The following is a 26017-nucleotide window of genomic DNA, read 5'->3' as shown; positions in this document are numbered from 1 at the left end:
GAAAGTACACCACTACCTGTTTCTCTACAATTAAAAGATTTAAAAATGGAGTATTCTACACAAACACCATACCGTGCGGCGGCACTTTACAATGTCTTCTTGTTAAAACGGACAGCGGCAGAGGTAATGGCTATTTTTGAGGAAGTTGCGTTACAGGCAATGGCTGCATGCAATACGCACTATCAGGACATTTGTACACGCGAAAATGTTCAGGGTGTGGGCAAGGTAAAGGTCTTACGCTACGAGGCATTATTGGAGCATGCGATCCATAAGCTAGGGGCTGAGGAAGTACAAGCGATTAAGCAGCAGGTTCAGCAGCATCGTGCATGGGATGATCGTGAAAAATCCATTCGCATTGTGGATCAGCTCATGATTCGCTGTCAGGAATTAGCACCTGCCACAGTTCTGTTATATGCACCACCTTACTATCCAGCTATTAATTCATCCAACCATCCGTTAGTGAAACAGTCGATTGAATTAATGAAGCAAACAGCTCAAACATTTGATATTGAGGTGGAGCAGATCCACTACTTTAACGGAATTTGTGATTTAAGCTATGTCAACTATTCAGATGCATCCAATGAGTGGCTAGCATTTGAACGGAACACACCTGTATGGGGCGATACGTACCATATTCCATTCAAAGAGATGGCGGCATTACAAGGTCCTGTCTTAAATGTCGGTCCATTTGGTAAGGATGCCCATCAAAAAACAGAACGATTGCATGTGGATAGTGCGTTTAAAGAGATGCCTGTTATGATTGACACGCTTATTAAAAGTCTATTTTAGCCAAATAAATTTTTCGATATTTAATTGAATACAATGTAAAAAGTTGATGCTATAAAGGTATCAACTTTTTTATTTATCAGAAAAATTTAGATTGACTTGTATTTTTTGTTATGATGACGATACATATAGGACATTATAATTATTTGAAAGCGGGCATGAGGAGAGAGCATGATGGAAAATCAAGAAAAATTAGCCTTTTCTATTCGCAAAGAAATGGTTCAGTCGAATTTAAAAGGGATGAGAATAGTTGCTTGGACACTCATGTATGTATCAGCCATTATTTCATTAATACATTACGGAGAGGTATTTTTTGTGAAGGCGGAAAGAGCCATGGTTCCCGTCTATATTGCCATTCATATCGCCATGTTTTATATAGATGTTGCAGTATTATTGTTTATCCGACAAAAGCGAATTCATATTACTCCTGTTACTATACAGAAGTATGAACGGTTGGTTGTTGTTTATATCTACACAATAATGCTATTGATTACTGCGATATCGATATTGGATGTTTACTTCTTCCGTCATGCAGCACTGTATGAGGTTATTTTAATCATTATTTGTACAGTATTCGCATTACCTTTACGAAAAATTATCTGGATTATTTTGCTTTCTGCATCAGCCATTATTGTGAGTGCATATATGAGTGCTGGAATATCGAGTGAAAATATAAAAATTATATTACCCATGTCCTTATTAATACCTATTGGTGTAATGATTCAATATCAAACCTATAAGGTTCGTAAACAAATCCATACCCAGCATATTTTATTGAATGAGGAAATGACCAAAACGAAGCGACTATCAGAATTGTTGGCTATTAAAAATAATGAATTAGCAGAGCAAGCATTAAAAGATTCTTTAACGAATCTACCTAATCGACGTGCATTTAACCAAAAATTGAATAAGATAGGACAGCAACTTTATCAAACACAACCTTTAACAGTCATAATGATTGATATTGATTGCTTTAAAAAATTTAATGATTATTATGGTCATTTGCAGGGAGATGCAGCAATTGTCAAAGTCGCATCTCTATTGGAGGAAATTGCAGGGAAGTATAATGCATTTGTTGCCCGTTGGGGTGGCGAGGAATTTGTTATGATAAGCCAGCATACTCATAAGGTTGCTGAACCTGTATGTGAAGAAATCTTAGAAGAAATTCGACAACTTAATATACCGCATTTACAATCTACTATTGCCCAACAAGTTACTGTTAGTATTGGAATGTGTCAAGCTAAAATCGCAAAATATGAGCATTTACAAACATGTTGTGAATTAGCTGACCAAGCGCTATATTTGGCAAAGCAAAACGGACGAAATAACTATTTCTGCAAAATGGCAATTTTCGATGAAGAAGCAAATGCGTCTATTTGAAGTCAGAAAACGTTGCTACGAAGCCCTTCAATACCCCCTTAGGTTGCTTAAATTATAACGAAAGTGTTACAATATAGTTTAGTCAAAAAGAGCCAAGGGGGCATTTCTATGTCAATTGAATTAAACAATGAATTCGGCCAAATTGATATTTCAACAGATGTACTTGCACAAATTGCTGGTGGAGCTGCTGTAGAATGCTACGGTATTGTTGGCATGGCATCTAAACATCAAATTCGTGATGGTCTAACTGATATTTTACGTAAAGAAAACTTCGCAAAAGGTGTTGTAATTCGACAACAGGACGACGATTTACATATAGATATGTACATTATTGTTAGTTACGGGACAAAAATTTCGGAAGTGGCTTATCAAGTACAATCGAAAGTGAAATATACAGTAGATAAAACATTAGGTATGAGCGTAAAATCTGTCAATATCTTTGTACAGGGCGTTCGTGTAGCGAATTAAGAGGAGGAACTAAATCGAATGCAGTCTTTAGACGGTATAAAGTTTGCTGAAATGGTACAAATGGGGGCGCATCACCTTTACCAAAATGCAAATTATGTAGATTCATTAAATGTTTTCCCCGTTCCAGATGGTGATACAGGTACAAATATGAACTTATCGATGACATCTGGTGCAAAGGAAACAGAGCATGCTGCCTCAGAGCATATTGGTAAAACAGCACAGGCATTATCAAAAGGCTTGTTAATGGGAGCGCGTGGGAATTCAGGCGTTATTCTATCTCAATTATTCCGTGGTTTTGGGAAGTTTATTGAGAAGGAGTCAACAATTGATGCAAAGGGCTTTGCTGGAGCATTCCAGGCGGGGGTTGATACGGCATATAAAGCTGTTATGAAGCCAGTAGAAGGAACGATATTAACGGTGGCACGTGAAGCTGCAAAAAAAGGTGTAGAAGTAGCAGAAACTGAAAACGATATCATTGCCGTAATGGAAGCTTTTACAGCAGAGGCAAAGGCATCGCTGGATCGTACACCTGAACTACTGCCTGTTTTAAAAGAAGTAGGTGTGGTAGATAGTGGTGGTCAAGGCTTACTATTTGTGTATGAAGGATTTTTAGCTTCCTTGAAGGGGGAAGCTCTTCCAGAGAAAAATGACGCGACGCTAGATGATTTAATCAATGCAGAACATCATAGAGCCCAAGATTTCATGAACACTGCGGATATTGAATTTGGTTACTGTACAGAAATAATGGTACGCTTAGAAGAAGGAAAAGAACCTTTTAATGAAGAACAATTCCGTAATGAATTAAATCCTTTAGGTGATTCTTTACTTGTTATTTCAGATGAGGAAATTGCGAAGGTTCATATCCATTCCGAGCAACCAGGTTCTGTTCTATCAATTGGCCAAAAATACGGTAGTCTTATAAAAATTAAAGTTGATAATATGCGTGAGCAGCATTCAGCAATCGTTGGCGAGGAACATAAAGCCCCTACGCCTGCTAAAAAAGTAGAAAAACATCCATATGCTATTGTAACGATTGCTATGGGTGAGGGTGTGGCTGAATTATTGCGCTCTATCGGTGCTTCCTATGTCATTGAAGGCGGTCAAACAATGAATCCTTCAACTGAAGATATCGTGAAGGCTGTACAAGAAATCGGTGCAGAGAAAGTATTAATCTTACCGAATAATAAAAATATAGTGATGGCAGCGGAGCAAGCGGTTGAACTATTAGAAATTGATGCAGCAGTAGTTCCTACAAAGACGATTCCTCAAGGAATGGCAGCGATTTTAGCGTTTAACCCAGAGGCGGCTGTTGATGTAAATAAAAAAACAATGTCAGAAGCATTTACAAATGTGAAGACAGGTCAAGTTACCTATGCAGTGCGTGATACATCTATTGATGGTGTTGAAATTCACAAAGATGATTTTATGGCATTGGCAGAAGGGAAAATTGTCCTTTCTACACCAGCACTAAAGGATGCAGCTGAAAAAGTAATTAAGGATTTAGTCGATGAAGATGCTGAGATTGTTACAGTCATTTATGGTGAAGATACAACTGAACAAGCTGCCTCTGAGTTGGTAGCTTTCATTGAAGAGAACTATCCGGATGTGGAAGTTGAATTATTTGATGGTAAACAAGGGTTATATCCATATATTATTTCAGTAGAATAATTACATGCTACTTTGCTATTCCGTAAAGAAAGCAGTGCACAAAACGTGTACTGCTTTTGTTTATGCTACAAAGAGAATATTGGATTAAATTTATTAAAAACGTACTAAATATGAATCATTCAATGTACGTACCCACAGGATATAAAATTTGGAAATATTGGAATGTCAACGCTTTCGTAGTTGTGTATATATGGTGCGGACAATAAATAAGCATAAATATTTACTATAAATTATAGTAGTGGTAATTTTCTGAAAGTTGATAAATTAAATGCTTTACTTTTATAGTAACTATCAAGCATGATATAAATAAAAATAAATATTATTATACGGATAGAATAGAGGGGTGTTTGTATGAAGTTTACTTCAGTATTTGATATTATTGGACCAGTCATGATTGGGCCCTCCTCCTCTCATACGGCAGGAGCAGCTCGCATCGGGCGTGTTGCAAGGGATTTATTTGGTAGACAACCTAAATGGGCAAAAATTCATTTATATGGATCGTTTGCAGAAACGTATAGAGGGCATGGTACAGATGTTGCGATTGTAGGAGGCTTATTAAATTACGATACATTTGATGATCGTATTAAAACGGCATTTGAAGATGCCAAAAAAGCAGGATTAGAATACGAATTCATTCCTGAAACAGCTAATACCGAGCATCCAAATACGGCTCGACTTGTCATTGGAGACGATGAAGGGGAAATGTCAGTAGTCGGTATTTCAATTGGTGGCGGAAAAATTGAAGTCAGTGAAGTCAATGGCTTTAAATTACGTTTAACTGGTGGTATGCCAGCTATTCTTGTTGTTCATGATGATCGTGCTGGCTGTATTGCCAATGTAGCCAATTGCTTGGCGATGCATGAAGTCAACATTGGGCATATGGAGGTATCACGTATCGAACGTGGCTTAACTGCTTTAATGGTAATTGAAGTTGATCAAAACATTGAGGATAAGGTGCTACAGCAAATATCTTTAATTCCATATATTACAAAGGTCTCGAAAATTAATAACTAAGGAGGTGTCCTGTGATGGACGTTTTATTTCATAATGTTCGGGAACTTGTTGAACGAGCAGAGAAAGAAGATAAATTAATATCAGAAATTATGATTGAACAAGAAATATTGATAACTGGTAGAACGCGTGAAGAAATCATCCGGCAAATGGATCGAAATCTAACAGTGATGGAAGAAGCAATTGAACGTGGATTACAAGGTGTGCAATCAGTAACAGGTTTAACTGGTGGGGATGCCGTATTACTTCAAAATTATATTGCACAAGGAAAGTCACTTTCAGGTGATTTATTATTAGATGCAGTAAGTAAAGCGGTTGCAACTAATGAAGTAAATGCTGCAATGGGAACAATCTGTGCAACACCAACAGCAGGTTCAGCAGGTGTAGTGCCAGGAACACTGTTTGCAGTAAAAAACAAACTAAATCCAACTCGTGAGCAAATGATTCGTTATTTATTTACGTCAGGAGCATTTGGATTTGTGGTAGCCAATAACGCTTCCATCTCTGGGGCTGCGGGTGGTTGTCAGGCTGAGGTTGGTTCAGCTGCAGGTATGGCTGCCGCTGCTATTGTCGAAATGGCTGGAGGTACACCACAGCAATGTTCAGAAGCGTTTGCCATTACACTAAAAAACATGCTAGGTCTTGTTTGTGATCCAGTGGCTGGCTTGGTTGAAGTGCCTTGTGTCAAACGTAATGCTATGGGTGCATCTAACTCCCTTGTAGCGGCGGATATGGCACTTGCTGGTGTAACAAGTCGTATTCCATGTGATGAAGTAATTGGTGCTATGTATCGCATTGGACAATCTATGAGTCCTAATCTTAAAGAGACGGCACGAGGCGGTCTAGCAGCAACACCAACTGGTAAGGCGATCAGTAAAGCCATTCTTGAAAATGGTGGCTTACAAAGCATTAAAGCACTTCAATAAATATAAGAAACATGCTATCTAAATAGGTAGCATGTTTTTATGTTGGTTGATAACTTACTGGAAAGAAAAAACCTCTTACGTACATAGTCGATTTAAGTATAATTAAATTTTAATAAGGAAATGTATTTATCTTAATTATATAGCAGGGACGTGAATAGAGATGGATTTGCGTAATTTGAAAACATTTCATGTTGTTTCAACTTACCTCAACTTTACAAAAGCGGCTGAAATTCTTAATTATAGCCAGCCTACAATTAGCCAACAGATTAAAGCGTTAGAGGAAGAGTTAGGGCATATCTTAATTAATCGAATGGGTAAGAAGATGTTCCTTTCTCAAGTAGGAAAAATAGTAAAGGAACATACAGATCAATTATTTGGGATTATTGAAGAAATGGAACAGGATTTGAAGAATTTCGAAAAGCCATTTGGTCATTTGACAATCGCTGCACCAGAGTTTTATTGCGGCTATTATTTATCACATATTATCGGCTCGTTTTTAAAACAGTACCCTCAGGTAAACCTAAAACTTCTTTGTGCCAATAGTAAAGAAACAGCCAAACTTGTGAGTTCAAACCAAGCAGATATAGGTTTTGTAGCTGGATCCCCTAGTTACGCTGGTGTAGAGGGGATTTTATTGGAGGAAGAGGATTTAGTATTGGTTGGAAATCCACTTATTATAAAGGATCGTACTGTGCAGGAAATATTTGATGATTATCCCTTTATAACCTATGGAATGGATGAGTGTATTGTCAGTTGCCTGCAAGAAATTAAGTGTAAGCCACAAACAATAGTGGAATTTGGAAGCGAGGAAGCAATTAAGAGAGCAGTAATGGAACAAGTGGGTCTAGCCTTGTTGAGTGATATTATTATTCAAAAAGAGGTAACCAAAGGGAGTCTTCAAGTTCTGTACCGATTCCCTAAAAAGTTACCCACTTATTTAATTTTTCCTCAAAATGCTAAAACATTTAGTAATGTAAGTACATTTATTGATTTAGTTAAAGACACATGGAAAACAATTTAATTGGTTTGTATATCGAAAAGAATGAAAAGAATGTTGCTGCCTGGTGAAATCGCAGGGATGTAACGTTCTTTTTATTTGTAATTTTTTTTGATGTATCCCGATGAATTTATATGTAAATTTATCAATAGTAACTATTCAAAATAGTAATTTTTTATTTATTTTTTTATCAATTACAATGAATAAGACGGAAATTTCAAAAAAAGGGGATGGCTTTTTATGTTGGAGAGATATGTTACGTATTGATAGTGGACATAAAAATTTGTTTTTATTCAATGATTCAATTAAGGAGGATGGCGGATGAGTAAATTTATAGCTAATAAAGAAATAGAGCAACAAAAAGGAATTAATGTTTATGTGTTAATCTTTTGCCTTATTGTTATATCATCTATTTTAACGTATTTTATTCCAGCTGGTTCATTTCAACGGGAAGAAGTTAATGGACGTCAAGTGATTCAACCTGGGACATTTAGTTTTACAGATATGAACCCCATTGGATTTTTGGATATTTTTAGCAGTGTACATTCAGGCATGATGCAAGGAGCAAGTATTATTTTCTTCGTATTGATTGTAGGAGGTACCTTTGGAATACTATCAGCCACAGGGGCATTAGAATCCTTTATCGCCATGCTATCTGTAAAAATGGCAAAACGCGAAATGTTAATAATACCAGTATTAATGTTGTTTTTCGCCTGTGCTGGGTCATTAATGGGGATGTCTGATGAAACGATTGTATATGTAGGGATTCTTGCACCGCTTGCTGTTGCCCTAGGGTTTGATGCAATTACAGGTTTTGCAATTGTTATTCTTGGTGCATCTGTCGGATTTTCGGCAGCTGTTATGAATCCGTTTACAGTAGGAATAGCGCAAGAGATTGCGGGCTTGCCATTATTTTCAGGAATTGCTTTTCGAATTGTCATTTTTATTGTCTTATACACAGTAGCAACAATATATGTTTATCGCTATGCAAGAAAAGTGAAAAATAATCCTAAACTCGGCTTTTATGGAAATTTTCGCAATGATGAGGGTGATTTCGTACAGGGGAATTCGAAAATGGAAATAAGACATAAGCTTGTTATGGCTACATTTCTTTTGAATTTTATCGTATTAATGTACGGGGTTGTAAAACTAGGTTGGTACATTACTGAAATAGCTGGTTTATTTTTATTGTTTGGTATTTTAATGGGGCTTATTGGCAAATTATCACCTTCGCATATTGCTAATTCATTTATGAAGGGTGCAGGTGATTTAGTAGGTGGCGCTCTTATCATTGGGTTAGCTCAGTCTATTTTAGTGATTTTCAATAACTCAGGATTAATTGATACAATTCTCTTTTACACATCTGCATTGCTTGATTCAGTTCCACCTGCACTAAATGCTGTAGGGATGTTTATCTTCCAGTTATTTTTAAATTTTTTAGTACCATCAGGAAGTGGACAGGCTGCCTTAACGATGCCAATTATGGCACCTTTATCAGATATGATCGGTGTTACAAGACAAACAGCCGTACTTGCCTATCAATTTGGCGATGGTATGTCGAATATTATATTCCCAACAGTAGGTTTTTTAATGGCGGGATTATCAATTGCGGGTATTCCTTGGGGTAAATGGATAAAGTGGATTTTTCCGTTTATGCTTATTCAAGTAACAGTTGCGGTAATATCGCTCATTATTGCACAAGTCATACAATACGGACCTTTCTAAAGGAGTTTAACAATGGAAATAATGAATATAAAAAAATTAGCAGAAAAGGCAATAGAGGATCGCCGTCATCTGCACCAATACCCAGAGCTTTCTGGTGAAGAATACGAAACAAGTGAGTTTATTCGTAAAAGACTAGAGGAGTTAGATATAGAAATTCTAGATTATGAACCTCCAGGTGTAGTGGCGTTTATAAAAGGGACAAAGGGAACAAAAACTATTGCATTACGTGCCGATATAGATGCCTTACCTATAAAAGAAGAGGGAGACAAACCGTACATTTCAGACAGGCAAGGTGTTGCTCATATGTGTGGCCATGATGGTCATACAGCGATTTTATTAGCAGTTGCAACATGGATAAGCTTAAATAGAGAGAAAATCGAGCCGAATATCAAGCTTATATTTCAATCAGCAGAGGAAATCACGCCAAGTGGCGCTGATTTATTAATTCAAAAAGGTGTGTTGGAAGATATAGATGCTATTTTTGGCGTTCACTTATGGCAAGGTTTAGAGAAAGGGAAGATAGGTTTAACACATGGACCGATGATGGCTTCTATTGATGATTTTGAAATTATCATTCAAGGGTATGGTGGTCATGGTTCGATGCCACATGAAACAATTGATCCTATTTATATAGCTAGCCATTTAATGCAAGCTTTTCAAAGTATCATAAGTAGAAATGTCAATCCTATCGATGCGGGTGTCATTACAGTTGGTAATATACAAGCGGGAACCACTTATAATATTATTCCTGATACGGCAAAATTAACTGGAACGATCAGAGCATTGACACCGAACACTGTAAAAATCATTAAATCGAAAATGGTAAGTTTAACAGAAGGGATTTGCCGAGCATTTGGAGCAGAAGGAAAAATCGATTTTATTTTAGGAACACCTCCGCTCGTCAATGATCCAACACAATCACGATTTATTGAATCGATTGTACGGGAACAATTCGGAGATACCGCATTTAAGGTAGTCGAACCAGTCATGGGTGGAGAAGATTTTTCTTATTATTTACAACATAAGCCTGGAGCATTTGTTTTTGTAGGTATGGGTGGTGAAAAAAGCCAATATCCACATCATCATCCACGATTTGATCTAGATGAAGATGTTTTCCCTGATGCGATTCAACTATTTATAAATATTATCTTGCAACATAAATAATCAGACTATTTATACGAAAAGGAGTTTTACATCGTGATAAAAAAGATTGAAGTGTTTGCAGCACGTTTACAATTAAAGGAACCCTTCGTTATTTCTTATGTTCATTTAGATGATATGCCAACTATTCTTACCAGAATCGAGACGGATGAGGGTGTAGTTGGCTGGGGTGAAGCTGTGCCTGATCAAAATGTGACGGGTGAAACTTGGGAGAGCACGTATCACGTTATTAAACATGAACTAGCACCATTACTGATTGATGAAGATCCATTTGCAGTAGACCGTATCCATAAAAAGTTTAATGAAAAAATTGATGGAGTCCCTTCAGCAAAAGCCGCATTGGACATTGCACTCTACGATTTGATGGGGAAAATGACTGGTCAACCAGTTTATCAATTAATTGGTGGAAAAGCACATGAGGAATTACAGGTACCAAGAGTGATTAGCATTAAGAGTCCTGAGGAAATGGCTAAAGATGCAAGTGAATTTGTAAAATCGGGTTTCCGTAATATTAAAATTAAGGTTGGTACAAATGCTGATTTAGATATTGCTCGTATTCGTGCGGTAAGAGAAGCAATAGGTGAGGAGGTGCAACTGCGAGTAGATGCCAATCAAGGTTGGAATAGAATGGAGACACTAAAAGTAATAAGAGAAACTACAGCTTGTCATGTAGACTGGTACGAGCAACCTGTAAAAGCACATGATTTAAGAGCGTTAAAAGAAATCAGAGCCCTTTCACCTTGTAGTATTATGGTAGACGAAGGTGTTCATAATATTTATGATTTAGTCGATGTCATAGAAATGCGTGCTGCCGATATGCTAAATATAAAATTAATGAAATCAGGTGGAATCTATCCAGCTTTAGCGCTTGCAAGTCTTGCGGAGGCTGCAGAGATGCCTTGCCAAGTTGGCTCTATGGTTGAATCAGCAATCGGAACAATGGCTGGGGCACACCTAGCCATCAGTAAGTCGATTATCCATACAAACGAGATGGTCGGACCATTAATGTTTGTAAAAGATGTGGCAAATGTTACATACTATAAAGACATCCTGCAGTTAAGTGATAAAGCTGGATTAGGAATAGAAGTTGATGAGCAATATGTGAAAGAAATTACATGTTTCTCCTGTGAAATTAAATAATCACAAGTTTAACCCTATCAATCATTGGTAGGGTTTTTGCTTATATGTAGGGTTAGGGAAATAATTTATGGTACATTAGATAGAGAGAGTATAACACTACATAAACAATCAATGAAGGGAGTTGTGGGATAAGATGACTGAATTATATGGTCCCGTCAATGAATTAAAAGGCGTCGGGAAAGAAACAGCAGCCCATCTTGAATCACTAGGAATCAATACAATAGCTGATTTATTATGGACGTTCCCACATCGACATGAAGATTTTCGTTTAAAAGATTTAGCGCAAACACCACATAACGAACGGGTTACAGTTGAGTGTAAGGTGGAGCGGGAGCCTACGATTTTATTTTTAGGTCGTAATAAGTCAAGACTCCAAGTAACTGTTTTAGCAGGAAGACATTTAGTAAAAGTCGTATTTTTCAATCAGGGCTATTTAAAGCAAAAGCTTGTACCTGGTTCCATTATTACTGTGACTGGTAAATGGGATCGGGGTAGACAAGTAATCAATGGCACTTCAGTTACATTTGGTCCTAAAACAGATCAAGTTGACTTTGAGCCTGTCTATAGTCTGAAAGGCTTGATCCCCCAAAAAAGATTTCGAAAATATATGCGACAAGTGTTAGACGATTGTGGAGAAGTACTGCCAGAGACCATTCCATATTATTTACAAGAGTCGTATAAGCTTGTTTCAATAAGAGAGGGCTTGGAGGGTATTCATTTTCCACTGGATGCTGGGCATGCTAAACAAGCAAGGAGACGCTTTGCCTATGAGGAGCTATTAAACTTCCAATTGCGTATTCAAGCTTTACGGAAAATAAGGAAGGATAGTGAACACGGTACAGTTATTCAATTTAATGTGCATAAGTTACGAGATTTTATCGCTTCCTTACCCTATGAATTAACGAATGCTCAAAAACGCGTGGTGAATGAAATTTGTAAGGATTTGAAGGAGCCGCATCGAATGAATCGCTTGCTACAAGGGGATGTAGGTTCGGGTAAAACCGTTGTAGCAGCAATAGGGCTATATGCAGCCGTAACAGCAGGTTTTCAAGGAGCCTTAATGGCACCAACTGAAATATTAGCAGAACAGCACTTAGAGAATTTGAAAGAATGGTTCCAACCATTTGGCGTTCGTGTTGCACTCTTATCCGGGTCCACTAAAACAAAAGAGCGACGTGTGATCTTAGCTGATTTGGCAAATGGAGATCTTGATATTGTTATTGGTACACATGCACTAATCCAGCCAGATGTTGTTTTTCATAAACTTGGCTTTGTCATCACGGATGAACAGCACCGCTTTGGTGTGGAGCAACGACGTATTTTGCGTGATAAAGGGGAGAATCCCGATGTGCTTTTTATGACAGCTACCCCGATACCACGAACATTAGCTATTACTGCATTTGGGGAAATGGACGTATCGATGATTGATGAAATGCCAGCAGGGCGTAAGCAGATTGAAACGCATTGGATGAAGAAAGAACAATTCGGCTCCGTTTTATCTAAGCTAGAATTAGAGTTAGCGGCTGGAAGACAAGCCTATGCGATTTGTCCGCTTATCGAGGAATCCGATAAGCTTGATGTTCAGAATGCTGTGGAAATTTATGAGCAGCTAGCGACTTACTTTAAAGATCGTTATCATGTCGGTTTAATGCATGGACGTTTATCAGCTGATGAAAAAGATGCGGTTATGCGTGCTTTTAGTGAAGGGACTATTCAAGTTTTAGTTTCGACAACCGTTGTAGAGGTAGGTGTAAATGTGCCAAATGCTACCTTTATGCTTGTCTATGATGCTGAACGCTTTGGCCTAGCGCAGTTGCATCAGCTTCGAGGTCGTGTTGGTCGTGGTGAGCACCAATCATACTGTATTTTACTTGCAGATCCTAAGTCTGATGAGGGGAAAGAACGTATGCAATCGATGACAGAAACAAATGATGGTTTCCGTTTAGCTGAAAAAGATCTTGAATTAAGGGGGCCAGGAGACTTTTTTGGTAGAAAACAAAGTGGTTTACCTGATTTTAAAGTAGCTGATTTAGTACATGATTATCGTATATTGGAGACCGCAAGAAAAGATGCCTCAGAGATGCTTGAAACAAAAGCATTTTGGCAGGATGACGGCTATCAATACTTGCGTAAAATGCTAGAAGATACTGGTGTTTTACAAGGAGAGCGCTTCGATTAATCTGAGAAGCTTGTTAGCACAGAAAGAATGTAAGTACTTGATTTCAAAACAAGTCTTGCATTCTTTTTTTAACCTCTATATACTGATATTAGTACCAAGTGCTAATAACAACTCAAAAGGTGGCGAATGAAGTTGAGACGAACGAAAAAAGAGCGACAGCGACTACTATCTGAAACGATAGCTGAAAATCCATTCGTCACAGATGAACAGCTAGCAACACAGTTTCAGGTAAGTGTCCAAACAATTCGTTTAGACCGTATGGAATTATCAATACCAGAATTACGCGAGCGAATTAAAGATGTTGCTTCAAAAAACTATGAAAATGAAGTAAAATCTCTCCCGATTGATGAGGTCATTGGGGAGATAGTAGATATTGAATTAGATCATCGAGCACTCTCGATTTTTGATGTACAAGAAGAGCATGTTTTTCAGCGTAATGGCATCGCACGTGGGCATCATTTGTTTGCGCAAGCAAATTCATTAGCGGTTGCAGTAATTGATGACGAACTAGCACTAACCGTACATTCCAATATTACGTTTGTGAAACCTGTACGAGCTGGAAATCGTGTTATTACAAAAGCGATTGTTATCGGACGAGATGAACAAACACATCGAACAAAAGTTGAGGTAACATCTACCGTTAATGGTGAAACCGTTTTTGTTGGTGAGTTTGATATGTACCGCACGAAAGGTAAAGGTGAGTAACAATGAAATTAGCGCTTGATGGAATGGGTGGAGACAATGCTCCAAAATCAGTTGTGGAAGGTGCACTTTTAGCATTAGAGCAAATTCCAAACTTAGAAATTCAACTATATGGTCATCAAGATAAACTGGAACCATTTTTAAAACAACATGATCGATTAAAGGTTATACATTGTGAGGAAGCAGTAGAAGGGACTGATGATCCTGCCCGTGCTGTTCGTAGAAAAAAGGATTCTTCCATGGCACGTATGATGGATGCAGTAGAAGAGGGTAAAGCAGATGCTTGCCTTTCTGCAGGGAACACAGGGGCCCTGATGGCAGGTGGCCTATTTAAAGTAGGTCGCATAGAGGGAATAGCCAGACCAGCATTAGCTACAACGCTACCAACATTAGACGGTAAAGGGTTTTTAATGCTTGATTTAGGGGCAAATGCAGATGCTCGCCCAGAGCATTTAGTGCAATATGCCATTATGGGTGATATTTATGCTAAAAAGGTTGGAGGTTTGCAAAAACCACGAATTGGCTTATTAAATATCGGTACCGAGGATAAAAAAGGGAATGAATTAACAAAAGCTGCCTTCGAATTATTGAAGGAAGCAGATTTGAATTTTATTGGAAATGTAGAAGCACGTGATTTACTTGAAGGAGTAGCTGATGTTGTTGTAACAGATGGCTTTACAGGAAATATGGTGTTGAAGTCTATTGAAGGGACAGCAGGTGCTTTATTTTCTATGTTGAAAGAGGCCTTTATGTCTTCAACGAAAACGAAAATTTCAGCAGCGCTCATGAAAAATAATTTACGAGACTTGAAAAATAAAATGGACTATACAGAGTATGGTGGCGCAGGATTGTTTGGCTTACAAGCACCTGTTATTAAGGCACATGGATCATCAAATGCGAAAGCGATTTTCAGTGCCATTCGACAAGCCAATACGATGGTAGAGCATACGGTTATTTCGACGATTACGGAGACAGTACGCCACATAGAAATTGATTAAGCAAAGGGGATTATTCAAATGACAAAAATAGCATTTATTTTTCCAGGACAGGGTTCACAAGTAGTTGGAATGGGTCAAGAGTTTGTAGAAAATGCTGCAGAAAGTAAAGCATTTTATGATCGCGCAGATCAGGCTCTTCAATTCGAATTATCTAAATTAATGTTAGAAGGTCCAGCAGAAGAGTTAACACTGACATATCATGCACAGCCAGCGCTACTTACTACTGGTGTAATGGTGGCTGAAAAGTTACGTGCAGCAGGTATTCAACCACACTACGCAGCGGGTCATTCACTTGGAGAATATAGTGCATTGGTGTTAGCAGGTGTTATGTCATTTGATGATGCCGTGTCAATCGTGCATAAACGAGGTCTTTATATGAATGAAGCTGTGCCAGCAGGACAAGGTGCAATGGCGGCAATTTTAGGAATGGAACTAGAGGCATTGAACGAGGTAACAGAGCAGATATCAGCATCAGGTGACTCTGTTCAGGTGGCTAATGTGAATTGTCCAGGACAAATTGTTATTTCGGGCACTAAAGCAGGTGTGGATAAAGCAAGTGTTGCTGCCAAAGAAGCTGGTGCAAAACGAGCAATACCTTTAGTTGTAAGTGGTCCCTTCCACTCTGATTTAATGCGTCCATCTTCAGAGAAACTGCAAGCAGCATTGGCAGAGATTTCTTTATCTGCACCTGAAATTCCTGTAATTGGCAATGTGATGGCGAAGGAATTAAAAGATGTAGCAGCAATACAACAAGAGCTAGTTGAACAGGTATACAGTGCTGTTCAATGGGAAGCTTCTATGCGTGAAATGCTTGCGCAAGGTGTTGACGTCTTTATCGAATGTGGACCTGGTAAAGTATTAAGCGGTCTCTTGAAAAAAATTGATCGCTCTGTTGCAACTTATTGTGTTTATGATGAAGCTTCGTTAGAAGCGGTTTTAGAAGCGTCGAAGGAGTGGTCAATTAATGCGTAAATTAGAAGGAAAAGTAGCTGTTGTAACAGGAGCTTCAAGAGGGATTGGACGTGCTATTGCTTTAAAGCTTGCAGAAGAAGGTGCTAAGGTTGTTGTGAACTATAGTGGCTCTCAGGCAAAAGCAGAGGAAGTAGTAGCGATGATTCAAGAAAACGGTGGCGAAGCAATTGCTGTACAAGCTAGCGTCTCTCAGACAGAAGAAGTGACAGCATTAATGGATGCTGCTGTGAAAACATACGGCTCTCTTGATATTTTAGTGAATAATGCTGGTATTACAAGAGATAACTTGCTCATGCGTATGAAAGAAGACGAATGGGACGATGTATTAAATACGAACCTTAAAGGTGTTTTCCTTTGTACAAAAGCAGTCACACGTCAAATGATGAAGCAACGTGCAGGTCGCATTATTAATATTTCTTCCATCGTTGGTGTAGCGGGTAATGCTGGTCAAGCCAACTATGTTGCGGCTAAAGCAGGTGTTATTGGACTAACGAAAACGACGGCAAAGGAATTAGCTTCTCGTAATATTTTAGTTAATGCTATTGCACCAGGTTTTATCGAAACGGAAATGACAGAACAATTGCCAGAGGATATCAAACAAGGTATGCTAACACAGATTCCTCTTGCGAAACTTGGTCAGCCAGAGGATATCGCAAAAGCAGTAGCTTTCCTTGCATCGGAGGACGCAAATTATATGACTGGACAAACGCTTCATATTGATGGCGGTATGGTTATGTAATTTCAATTAGGCATATAAGCTGATTTTTTGTATAATCATTTGAGGGGAGGTGAATCATTTGTCTACAGTATTAGAACGCGTAACAAAAGTAATCGTGGACCGTTTAGGTGTGGAAGAAAGCGAAGTAACGCTTGAAGCTTCTTTCCGTGATGATTTAGGTGCTGACTCATTAGACGTAGTTGAGCTTGTAATGGAGCTTGAAGACGAATTCGATATGGAAATTTCTGATGAAGATGCTGAAAAAATCTCAACAGTAGGTACTGCAATCTCATACATCGAAAGTAAATTAAACTAATTTCGTTAAAACTTTATTTAGTGAAAATAGATCACCTCTAATGGTGTAATGGTCATCGTAATCATACAATGGTTTTATGGTAGCTTGAATAAAGTAGAAATTACTTTTTCTGCATCCCTTGTTTGAAGGAGCAGATTCAATGAATGAAGATGTATTTAAAGGGGACGAAATGGATCGGTTTTCGATCTATTAACGTCCCTTTTTTATGTTAAAAATCTAATGACCAGTCAGCTTCAGACTTCTCTCTCATGGGAGATGCATGCTGTATGAAGAGGAATTTTCGGAAAAATTTCCAAAACATTGTGTTTAAGCCGAAATACTTTTGCATAAACGCCCTGAAAAAGGTACACTAAAACGGTAGAAACTATTAGGAAGGCAGATTTGTTCAATGGCTATGAAAAGAAAAGGAACTATGCAGAAATCTGGCGTACTTCCTGAAAAAGTACGCAACCAATTTGAGCTGTTACAGCATGAATTAAATATCACATTTATTAATAAAAATTTATTGTATCAAGCATTCACGCATTCATCTTATGTGAATGAGCATCGCCGTAAATTATTTACGGATAATGAGCGTCTTGAATTTTTAGGAGACGCAGTACTTGAACTGTCTGTTTCTAAATATCTTTTTGAGAAATACCCAAATATGAGCGAGGGTGAGTTAACAAAGCTAAGAGCTTCCATTGTATGTGAGCCATCACTAGTGATTTTTGCTAACGAGCTAGGCTTTGGACGCTTTGTATTACTTGGAAAAGGTGAAGAATTAACAGGTGGTCGGGAACGTCCAGCGTTGCTTGCAGATGTCTTTGAGTCATTTGTAGGTGCACTCTATTTAGATCAAGATTTACAGACGGTCGTGTCATTTTTAGAACGAGTCGTGTTCCCAAAAGTAGAAGTAGGTGCTTTTTCGCATGTGATGGATTTTAAAAGTCAATTGCAAGAAATGGTACAGCAAACGAATAATGGACTTCTTCATTATGAGATTATCGATGAAAAGGGCCCAGCACATAATCGTACCTTTGTATCAAGCGTATTATTAAATGGACAAGAGCTTGGTATTGGTCGTGGAAAATCAAAAAAAGAAGCCGAGCAGCAAGCTGCACAATGTGCAATGCGGATGATGCGTGAAGAAGCTGCAAAAGAGGAGGCTTAATAGATGTTCCTAAAACGACTAGAAGTGATTGGCTTTAAATCTTTTGCGGAACGCATTGGAATTGATTTTGTACCTGGTGTTACAGCCGTTGTTGGACCAAATGGCAGTGGAAAAAGTAATGTCACAGATGCGATTCGTTGGGTACTTGGGGAGCAATCGGCAAAGTCGTTACGTGGAGCAAAGATGGAAGATGTTATTTTCGCTGGGAGTGACTCTCGTAAGCCACTCAACTTTGCAGAGGTAACACTTATTTTAGATAATACTGACGAGCAACTTGCTTTTTCTTATACAGAAGTCAGTGTAACAAGACGCGTATACCGTTCAGGTGATAGTGAATATTTATTAAATAACCAACAGTGTCGCCTGAAGGATATTACGGACTTGTTTATGGATTCAGGACTTGGGAAAGAGGCATTTTCAATTATCTCTCAAGGTCGTGTTGATGAAATATTAAATAGTCGACCTGATGACCGTCGTTCTATTTTTGAAGAGGCAGCTGGCGTTTTAAAGTATAAAATAAGAAAGAAAAAAGCTGAACATAAGCTTGTTGAAACAGATGAAAATTTGTATCGTGTATTAGACATTCTCCATGAATTAGACAACCGATTAGAGCCGCTTGAAATGCAGGCATCTAGTGCAAGAGATTATGTACAAATGTCTTCTGAGCTAAAGGATTTTGATATTGCAATTCTTGTGCATGATTTTAGAAATTGTGCACAATCTTTGCATGCGCTTAAAGAGGAATTTACGGAGCTTTCTGCAACAGAGCTAGAACAAGCTCAAAATATTTCAATGATTGATAAACAGACCGCTAATATACGTAAGCTATTAAAAGATCTAGATGATTACTTGGATGTTTCGCAGGCTGAGCTTGTCAATGCAACTATGGAGGTAGAGCGTTGGGATGGTCGTAAGGCATTAATGGCTGAAAAACGCCAAAATGCATCGAATCAACTACTACAACTGAATACAACATTACAAGAGGCTAAGGCAGAAGTAGAATTACTCCTGGTTCAAGAACAGGAGAAAAAAGAAGTGTTCTCTGAGAAGCAACAAGCCGTATCAGTATTAAAGCAGAGCATCAAGCAGTTAGAGCAATCATTAAATCGATCTGTGACAGAAATCGAGGAAGAAATAGAAGACTATAAAAATCGATATATTGATTCATTAAATGAAGAAGCAACAGTCAAGAACGAATTGAAAAATATCGATCAGCAATTAGCTCAACAAAAGGCAATGGCGGCAAAAATGTCCGATCAAACAGATGAAATTGGACAAGAGCTTATGCAAATCATTGCTGAAAAAGAAAAGCTAGTGGTTGAACATGCCTTAACAACCAATGATTTACAGAAAAAAATAGAGCAACATGAAACCTTACAAATACAGTTAAAAAATGTCAATATTTCCTTTGCTGAAAAGCAGGATATGTTGTACAAAGCGTATCAACACCAACAACAACTAAAGGCTAGAAAAGATACATTAGCTGAACTCGAAGCTGATTTTTCTGGGTTCTTCCAAGGTGTTAAAGAAGTTTTGCTTGCTCGAGATAAAGGTGATTTACAAGGTATTGAGGGTGCTGTAGCAGAGTTAATCCAAGTTGAAGGAAAGTATTCGCAAGCGATTGAAACAGCTTTAGGTGCTGCCTCTCAACATATTGTCACAACCAATGAGCGTCATGCGCAACAGGCCATTCACTGGTTAAAACAAAAACGGGCTGGACGTGCTACTTTTTTACCGAAAACAGTCATGAAATCACGCAAAATTAATCCAGGAACTATTCAGCTAGCAACTGAACATCCTGCCTTTATTCAAATGGCAGATGCACTTGTCACTTTTAACGAAGACAATCGAACAATTGTTGAAAATCTTTTAGGTAATGTCATTGTGGCATCAAATTTAGAAGGCGCAAGTCAAATTGCCCGATTATGTGGTTTCCGATACCGAGTTGTCACTCTTGAAGGAGATATTGTTAATGCAGGGGGTTCCTTAACAGGTGGTGCACTGAAACAGCAATCCTCACTCTTTACAAGAAAAGCTGAGTTAGATGATTTAATCATTAAGCTAGAATCGTTACAGGCCTCCATTTATAGTGCAGAACAGGCTGTTGCAGCCGAAAAAGAGAAGCTTGCGGTACTGCGAGATCAAGTAGAGCAATTAAAGCTTGAAGGAGAGCAATTACGAAAAGATGAGATGCAACAGTCAAGTCGTATTCGTGAGCTAGAAGTCGTTGAAAACAGCTTATCAGCCAGAGTAACCTTTGCTTCAACTGAAACAAAGGATGTAAAAACACGTGAGGAAGCATTGTTAACACAAAAACAAGCAGCAGAGGAGCGCTTAAATACCCTTGCCATAGAGCTTGTCGAAATCAATGAAACTGTCGAACAATTAAGTAAGGTAAAGTTACAAGGGGAGACAGAGAAAGACGTCTTACGAGAACAGCTTGCCGAAAAGCGTTCACAGTTAGCGGTTATGCAAGAACAAATGTCCCAAGTTCAAATTACAACTGCTGAACTGGCACTACAATTAAACAAAGCACAACAAAAAGTTAAAAATATTTCTCAGGAAATAATGTGGCTGCAATCTGATGAATCGACAAATCATTTAAGTGATGAAGAGGTTGAGGAACAGGTTGCGACATGGAAAGCAAGAAGAGATGCCTTACAAGAGACTATTTCTGAAAAGAAAGAGCAGAAAATAGGACAACAACAAGAACTCTCTACATTGGAAGAACAACTCAAGGAACTGCAACGTATTCATAAAGGATACCTTGAAGCAATTCGTGCCAATGAGTTAAAACGTAATCGTGTAGAATTTGAAATGGATAATTTTATCGAACAACTCGAAGAAAATTATCAGTTAACATTCGAAGAGGCTGAAAAAGAAGCTCTGGCAATAGAAGATGAAGAGTTTGTGCGAAGACGTGTTAAATTGTTAAAAAGATCCATTGAAGAGCTAGGACCTGTTAATTTAAGTGCGATTGAGGAATATGATAGAGTACTAGAACGTCATACTTTCTTAACTGAACAACGGGAGGACTTGCTTGCTGCACAGGAAACATTACATGAAGCAATCAAAGAAATGGATGAAGAAATGACGTTGCGCTTTAGTGAAACGTTTTATGCTATTAGAGAGCAATTTAAACGTGTTTTCCGTGAACTGTTTGGTGGGGGACAAGCTGATTTGGTTTTAATTGACCCACAAAATTTATTGGAAACAGGTATTGAAATTGTGGCACAGCCTCCAGGAAAAAAATTGCAGAATTTAAGTTTGCTTTCTGGTGGTGAGCGTGCACTTACAGCCATTGCTTTACTATTTTCCATTTTAAATATTCGACCTGTACCATTTTGTATTCTGGATGAAGTAGAGGCGGCTTTAGATGAGGCGAATGTTGTGCGTTATAGCCAGTATTTGAAAAAGTTTAGTCTCGACACACAATTCATTGTGATTACTCATCGTAAAGGAACAATGGAGGGAGCTGATGTCTTGTATGGTATAACCATGCAAGAATCAGGTGTGTCGAAACTTGTATCAGTAAAACTAGAAGATGAACCCGTACTTGCGGAGCAAAGGAGCGAACAAGCATGAGTTTTTTTAAACGTTTAAAAGATAAATTAATGGGTAATCCAGCAGAGGAAGAGAAGCTAGACGCAACCGACAAAGAACAGGAATCTGACCATTCGGAGCCAGAGCTTAAAGAATCAAACGAACCTGCTGCCATTGAGACCGTTGATCTAAAAGTGTCTGAACAAGATGAAGAATCACCAGAAATGGAGATTGTGAAAGAAGTGGAAGCCGAGGCCTCGCATGAAATAGAAGAAGCACAGCTAGATGTTCAGGAGCTAGCAGTAGTAGAGGATGAACAACTGGAAGAGAAAAAGCCTTCTGCTTGGTCAATAACACAAAAATTCAAGGCTGGTCTTGAAAAAACACGTAATTCTTTTACATCAAAAGTGAATGACCTTGTGGCACGCTATCGTAAAGTGGATGAGGATTTCTTTGAAGAATTAGAGGACTTACTATTACAGGCTGATGTCGGATTTGAAACAGTCATGGAACTTATGGATAAACTGCGTTATGAAGTGCAACGTAAAAATATTAAAGATACAAATGGCATCCAAGCAGTGATTTCTGAGAAGCTTGTCGAAATTTATGAGCAAGGTGAAGAAGATTTAATTGAACTAACTATGCAGCCAGATGGTGAACTAACTGTTATTCTATTTGTTGGCGTAAATGGTGTTGGGAAAACAACAACGATAGGTAAGCTAGCACACCGTTTAAAATCTCAAGGGAAAACGGTTGTATTAGCTGCGGGTGATACGTTCCGTGCAGGTGCTATTGATCAATTACAAGTATGGGGAGATCGAGTTGGTTGTGAGGTTATTAAACAATCAGAAGGCTCTGACCCGGCGGCAGTCATGTATGATGCGATTCGTGCAGCAAAAAACAGAAAAGCAGATGTGTTGATTTGTGATACAGCGGGACGCTTGCAGAACAAAGTGAACCTAATGAATGAGCTTGAAAAAGTTCATCGTGTTATTTCACGTGAAATTCCAAATGCTCCACATGAAGTATTATTAGCATTAGATGCAACAACTGGTCAAAATGCGCTTGTTCAAGCACAAACATTTAAAGAGGCAACGAATGTGACAGGGATTGTTTTAACAAAGTTAGACGGTACTGCTAAAGGGGGTATTGTTCTTGCTATTCGTAACAAGCTGCACATTCCTGTGAAATTTGTGGGTCTTGGTGAGAAAATGGATGATTTACAGCCATTTGATGCAGAAAGATATGTCTATGGATTATTTGCTGATGGTTTGGATAAGGAACTACAAAATAATGATGAGTAACAGCTAACAGTGGCTGAATAGTTTTAAATTGATTGCCATGTATGTCTTCTATTGAGAAAGCTGGATGCTTAGTTTGCTTCAGTTTTTGAACAAAATTGGATAAAATGACACTGACACATAATAGATAAAAACGCTCGATTGTGTATAGGATAATTGACTTGTTTAAAAGCGTAATACTGGCCAAAGGCAAAAAATGCCTGAAAGCTGCAATTTAGGCTTTTAGACAAGGAGATTACCTTGACACAGACGGGCGCTTTTCGTTATGATACAAATGACTAATAGCGGGAGGAGAAACATTCGATGCTACTTGAAAAAACAACACGCATGAACTTTCTCTTCGACTTTTATCAAGCATTATTAACAGATAAGCAAAGAAGTTATATGGAGCTATACTATTTGGATGATAACTCTCTAGGAGAAATTGCTGAATCGTATGGTGTTTCACGCCAAGCTGTTTACGATAATATTCGTCGAACTGAAGCGATGCTTGAGGAATATGAAGAAAAATTATGTTTACTTGAAAAATTTCAACAACGTACCCAAATGCTGTTACAGCTAACACAGGGGATTACAGAAAAAAGTATGACAGCTGAAGAGCAGCTAGCACTTATTGAGCAGCTGAAAGAATGGGATTAGGAGGCGAAAGCAATGGCTTTTGAAGGATTAGCGGAACGACTCCAAGGAACGATCCAAAAGATTAAAGGCAAAGGGAAAGTATCAGAGCAAGACGTTAAAGAAATGATGCGAGAAGTCCGATTTGCTTTAATCGAGGCGGATGTTAACTTAAAAGTAGTCAAAGAATTCGTGAAAAAGGTAAGTGAACGTGCTGTCGGTGTTGATGTTATGCAAAGTTTAACACCAGGTCAGCAAGTTATTAAAATTGTACAGGATGAACTAACAGAATTAATGGGGGGCGAACAAAGTCCCATTAAGTTTAATACGAAGCCACCCACTGTCATTATGATGGTCGGTCTACAAGGTGCGGGTAAAACGACCACTACAGGTAAATTGGCAAATGTTCTACGAAAAAAATATAATCGTAAACCATTATTAGTTGCCGCTGACGTTTATCGTCCAGCAGCTGTCCAACAATTACAAACATTAGGAAAACAGTTATCACTACCTGTTTTTGCGCTAGGTACTGAGGTATCTCCTGTAGAAATTGCACGTCAGGCAATTGAATTGGCAAAGGAAGAGCATCATGATGTAGTGATTATTGATACAGCTGGTCGACTTCATATCGATGAAGACCTAATGCAAGAGTTAAAGGATATTCGTGCATTAAAAGAGCCAGATGAGGTTTTCCTAGTTGTTGATGCCATGACGGGTCAAGATGCAGTCAATGTAGCAGAAAGCTTTAATGAGGCAATCGGTATTACTGGGGTTGTTTTAACAAAACTTGACGGTGATACGCGTGGTGGTGCTGCATTATCTATCCGTTCTGTGACGCAAAAACCAATTAAATTTGTCGGGATGGGCGAAAAAATGGATGCGCTTGAGCCATTCCATCCAGAGCGTATGGCCTCTCGTATATTAGGTATGGGCGATGTTCTGTCCCTTATCGAGAAAGCTCAGGCAAATGTAGATGAAGCCAAGGCCAAAGAATTAGAGGAAAAGTTTAAATCTCAAACATTCACTTTTGATGATTTTGTCGAGCAATTACAGCAAGTCAAGAAAATGGGCCCTCTTGATGAAATTTTAAAAATGCTACCAGGTGCTAACAAAATCAAAGGCTTAGATAATGTAAAAGTTGATGATAAGCAAATGGGGCGTGTAGAGGCCATTATTTACTCGATGACGCCTGCTGAAAAGACCAACCCAGAAATCATTAATGGTAGCCGTAAAAAGCGTATTGCGAAAGGCTCTGGGACATCTATTCAAGAGGTGAATCGTCTCATTAAACAATTCGATGAAATGAAAAAAATGATGAAACAAATGACTGGAATGGCAAGTGGTAAAGGGAAGAAAAAAATGAAATTACCAGGCTTTGATTCATTGTTTAAATAATAATTTTTAGGTGTTAAGAAAAAACACTTTACAAACAACCTAAACATTGATAATATACTATCTTGTGTGAAACTTATTCGGAGGTGCTATTAAAATGGCAGTTAAAATTCGCTTAAAACGTATGGGAGCTAAAAAATCTCCTTTCTATCGTATCGTAGTTGCAGACGCTCGTTCACCACGTGACGGTCGTCAAATCGAAACAGTTGGAACTTACAACCCACTAACTCAACCAGCTACTGTAAACATTGATGAAGAGAAAGCTCTTAAATGGTTAGCTGACGGTGCAAAACCATCAGATACAGTACGTAACCTGTTCTCAGAACAAGGTATCATGGAAAAATTCCATAACCAAAAATTCAGTAAATAATCGGGGGCGACGTCTTTGAAGCAGCTGATTGAAGCAATCGTTTTACCGTTAGTCGATTATCCAGAAGAAGTTCGTATTGAGACGGATGAAAATGCAAATCGAATTGTTTATAAACTTTTTGTTCATCCAGAGGATAGAGGGAAAGTCATAGGCAAGCAAGGGCGAGTAGCAAAAGCGATTCGTACAATTGTTTATTCAGCGGCAGGTAGTCACCATCAAAAGAAGACCTACGTCGATATATTGGATTAATAGAAAAGATTTTCACGCTCTTGCAACAAGTACTAGCGAGTCCTGATAGGTGTGTTTACATGTCGCTTAGGAGTTCGAAGTGGCCTTTTAGTATAAAGCGTAAAATCTGGACGAAAAAGGAGGGAGCTTGTAGGTTCCTTCCTTTTTTTATCTTTTTTTAACATCAGCATATCGCTATGACTGCTCTTTAAGTGGAAAATAAAGCTTAAATAAGGAGTATAGCTAAAGGATATTGCTTATATTATTG

At 38.3% G+C, this 26017-nt stretch carries 22 protein-coding genes and 1 pseudogene; all 23 read left to right on the top strand.

Annotated elements, in window-relative coordinates:
- Positions 1–789: pseudogene (locus tag EW028_RS18870) on the top strand (amino acid degradation protein); the annotation flags it as partial.
- A gap of 171 nt (positions 790–960) precedes the next feature.
- Positions 961–2166 (top strand): GGDEF domain-containing protein, encoded by a 1206-nt coding sequence (locus EW028_RS18865; RefSeq protein ID WP_131521919.1) that lies wholly within the window; start codon positions 961–963, stop codon positions 2164–2166.
- Positions 2167–2274: 108 nt separating this feature from the next.
- Entirely contained in the window at positions 2275–2634 is a 360-nt protein-coding gene (locus EW028_RS18860; protein WP_004269431.1) for an Asp23/Gls24 family envelope stress response protein, read from the top strand.
- Between the two features lie 18 nt (positions 2635–2652).
- Entirely contained in the window at positions 2653–4302 is a 1650-nt protein-coding gene (locus EW028_RS18855; RefSeq protein WP_131521918.1) for a DAK2 domain-containing protein, read from the top strand.
- Positions 4303–4653: 351 nt separating this feature from the next.
- Positions 4654–5316, top strand: a complete 663-nt coding sequence (gene sdaAB, locus EW028_RS18850; RefSeq protein WP_004269429.1) for an L-serine ammonia-lyase, iron-sulfur-dependent subunit beta — start codon at positions 4654–4656, stop codon at positions 5314–5316.
- A gap of 14 nt (positions 5317–5330) precedes the next feature.
- On the top strand, positions 5331–6239 hold the full coding sequence (gene sdaAA / locus EW028_RS18845) for an L-serine ammonia-lyase, iron-sulfur-dependent, subunit alpha (RefSeq protein ID WP_131521917.1): 909 nt from the start codon (positions 5331–5333) through the stop codon (positions 6237–6239).
- 160 nt (positions 6240–6399) lie between these two features.
- A complete protein-coding gene (locus EW028_RS18840; RefSeq protein ID WP_131521916.1) occupies positions 6400–7260 on the top strand; it encodes a LysR family transcriptional regulator in 861 nt (286 codons plus the stop codon).
- A gap of 297 nt (positions 7261–7557) precedes the next feature.
- Positions 7558–8961 carry a YfcC family protein gene (locus EW028_RS18830; protein WP_066037824.1) on the top strand — a complete coding sequence of 468 codons (1404 nt, stop codon included), beginning with the start codon at positions 7558–7560 and terminating at the stop codon, positions 8959–8961.
- 12 nt (positions 8962–8973) lie between these two features.
- The gene (locus EW028_RS18825; protein ID WP_131521914.1) at positions 8974–10125 is read left to right on the top strand and encodes a M20 metallopeptidase family protein; all 1152 of its coding nucleotides are present in this window, start codon (positions 8974–8976) and stop codon (positions 10123–10125) included.
- A gap of 33 nt (positions 10126–10158) precedes the next feature.
- Complete coding sequence (locus EW028_RS18820; protein ID WP_083225383.1) at positions 10159–11262, top strand: mandelate racemase/muconate lactonizing enzyme family protein; 1104 nt, start codon at positions 10159–10161, stop codon at positions 11260–11262.
- A gap of 133 nt (positions 11263–11395) precedes the next feature.
- Complete coding sequence (gene recG / locus EW028_RS18815; RefSeq protein ID WP_131521913.1) at positions 11396–13441, top strand: ATP-dependent DNA helicase RecG; 2046 nt, start codon at positions 11396–11398, stop codon at positions 13439–13441.
- A gap of 132 nt (positions 13442–13573) precedes the next feature.
- The gene (fapR, locus tag EW028_RS18810) at positions 13574–14146 is read left to right on the top strand and encodes a transcription factor FapR (RefSeq protein ID WP_004269421.1); all 573 of its coding nucleotides are present in this window, start codon (positions 13574–13576) and stop codon (positions 14144–14146) included.
- Positions 14147–14148: 2 nt separating this feature from the next.
- Positions 14149–15141 carry a phosphate acyltransferase PlsX gene (gene plsX / locus EW028_RS18805; RefSeq protein ID WP_048391651.1) on the top strand — a complete coding sequence of 331 codons (993 nt, stop codon included), beginning with the start codon at positions 14149–14151 and terminating at the stop codon, positions 15139–15141.
- Positions 15142–15159: 18 nt separating this feature from the next.
- Positions 15160–16113, top strand: coding sequence for an ACP S-malonyltransferase (gene fabD, locus EW028_RS18800; RefSeq protein WP_131521912.1), 954 nt, complete (start codon positions 15160–15162; stop codon positions 16111–16113).
- Positions 16106–16852, top strand: a complete 747-nt coding sequence (gene fabG, locus EW028_RS18795; protein ID WP_054550504.1) for a 3-oxoacyl-[acyl-carrier-protein] reductase — start codon at positions 16106–16108, stop codon at positions 16850–16852. The genes fabD and fabG overlap by 8 nt, the downstream gene beginning before the upstream one ends.
- A 58-nt stretch (positions 16853–16910) precedes the next feature.
- Entirely contained in the window at positions 16911–17147 is a 237-nt protein-coding gene (gene acpP / locus EW028_RS18790; RefSeq protein WP_009371143.1) for an acyl carrier protein, read from the top strand.
- Positions 17148–17535: 388 nt separating this feature from the next.
- Positions 17536–18300 carry a ribonuclease III gene (gene rnc, locus EW028_RS18785; protein WP_004269416.1) on the top strand — a complete coding sequence of 255 codons (765 nt, stop codon included), beginning with the start codon at positions 17536–17538 and terminating at the stop codon, positions 18298–18300.
- 3 nt (positions 18301–18303) lie between these two features.
- Positions 18304–21885, top strand: coding sequence for a chromosome segregation protein SMC (gene smc, locus EW028_RS18780; RefSeq protein WP_131521911.1), 3582 nt, complete (start codon positions 18304–18306; stop codon positions 21883–21885).
- A complete protein-coding gene (ftsY, locus tag EW028_RS18775) occupies positions 21882–23147 on the top strand; it encodes a signal recognition particle-docking protein FtsY (RefSeq protein ID WP_131521910.1) in 1266 nt (421 codons plus the stop codon). The genes smc and ftsY overlap by 4 nt, the downstream gene beginning before the upstream one ends.
- A 300-nt stretch (positions 23148–23447) precedes the next feature.
- A complete protein-coding gene (locus EW028_RS18770) occupies positions 23448–23783 on the top strand; it encodes a putative DNA-binding protein (RefSeq protein WP_054550507.1) in 336 nt (111 codons plus the stop codon).
- A 12-nt stretch (positions 23784–23795) separates the two neighbouring features.
- Positions 23796–25154 carry a signal recognition particle protein gene (gene ffh / locus EW028_RS18765; protein ID WP_048391641.1) on the top strand — a complete coding sequence of 453 codons (1359 nt, stop codon included), beginning with the start codon at positions 23796–23798 and terminating at the stop codon, positions 25152–25154.
- Between the two features lie 94 nt (positions 25155–25248).
- Positions 25249–25521: a 30S ribosomal protein S16 gene (rpsP, locus tag EW028_RS18760; RefSeq protein WP_004269411.1), complete on the top strand. Its 273-nt coding sequence runs from the start codon at positions 25249–25251 to the stop codon at positions 25519–25521.
- 15 nt (positions 25522–25536) lie between these two features.
- The gene (locus tag EW028_RS18755; RefSeq protein WP_004269410.1) at positions 25537–25770 is read left to right on the top strand and encodes a KH domain-containing protein; all 234 of its coding nucleotides are present in this window, start codon (positions 25537–25539) and stop codon (positions 25768–25770) included.
- The last annotated feature ends 247 nt before the right edge of the window (positions 25771–26017 follow it).

It is taken from the genome of Lysinibacillus sp. OL1 (assembly GCF_004332175.1).
In the GTDB taxonomy this organism is placed as follows: Bacteria; Bacillota; Bacilli; order Bacillales_A; family Planococcaceae; genus Lysinibacillus; species Lysinibacillus capsici.
Note: the sequence above shows the minus strand (reverse complement) of the source record. Positions and strands in the feature narration are given on the sequence as shown.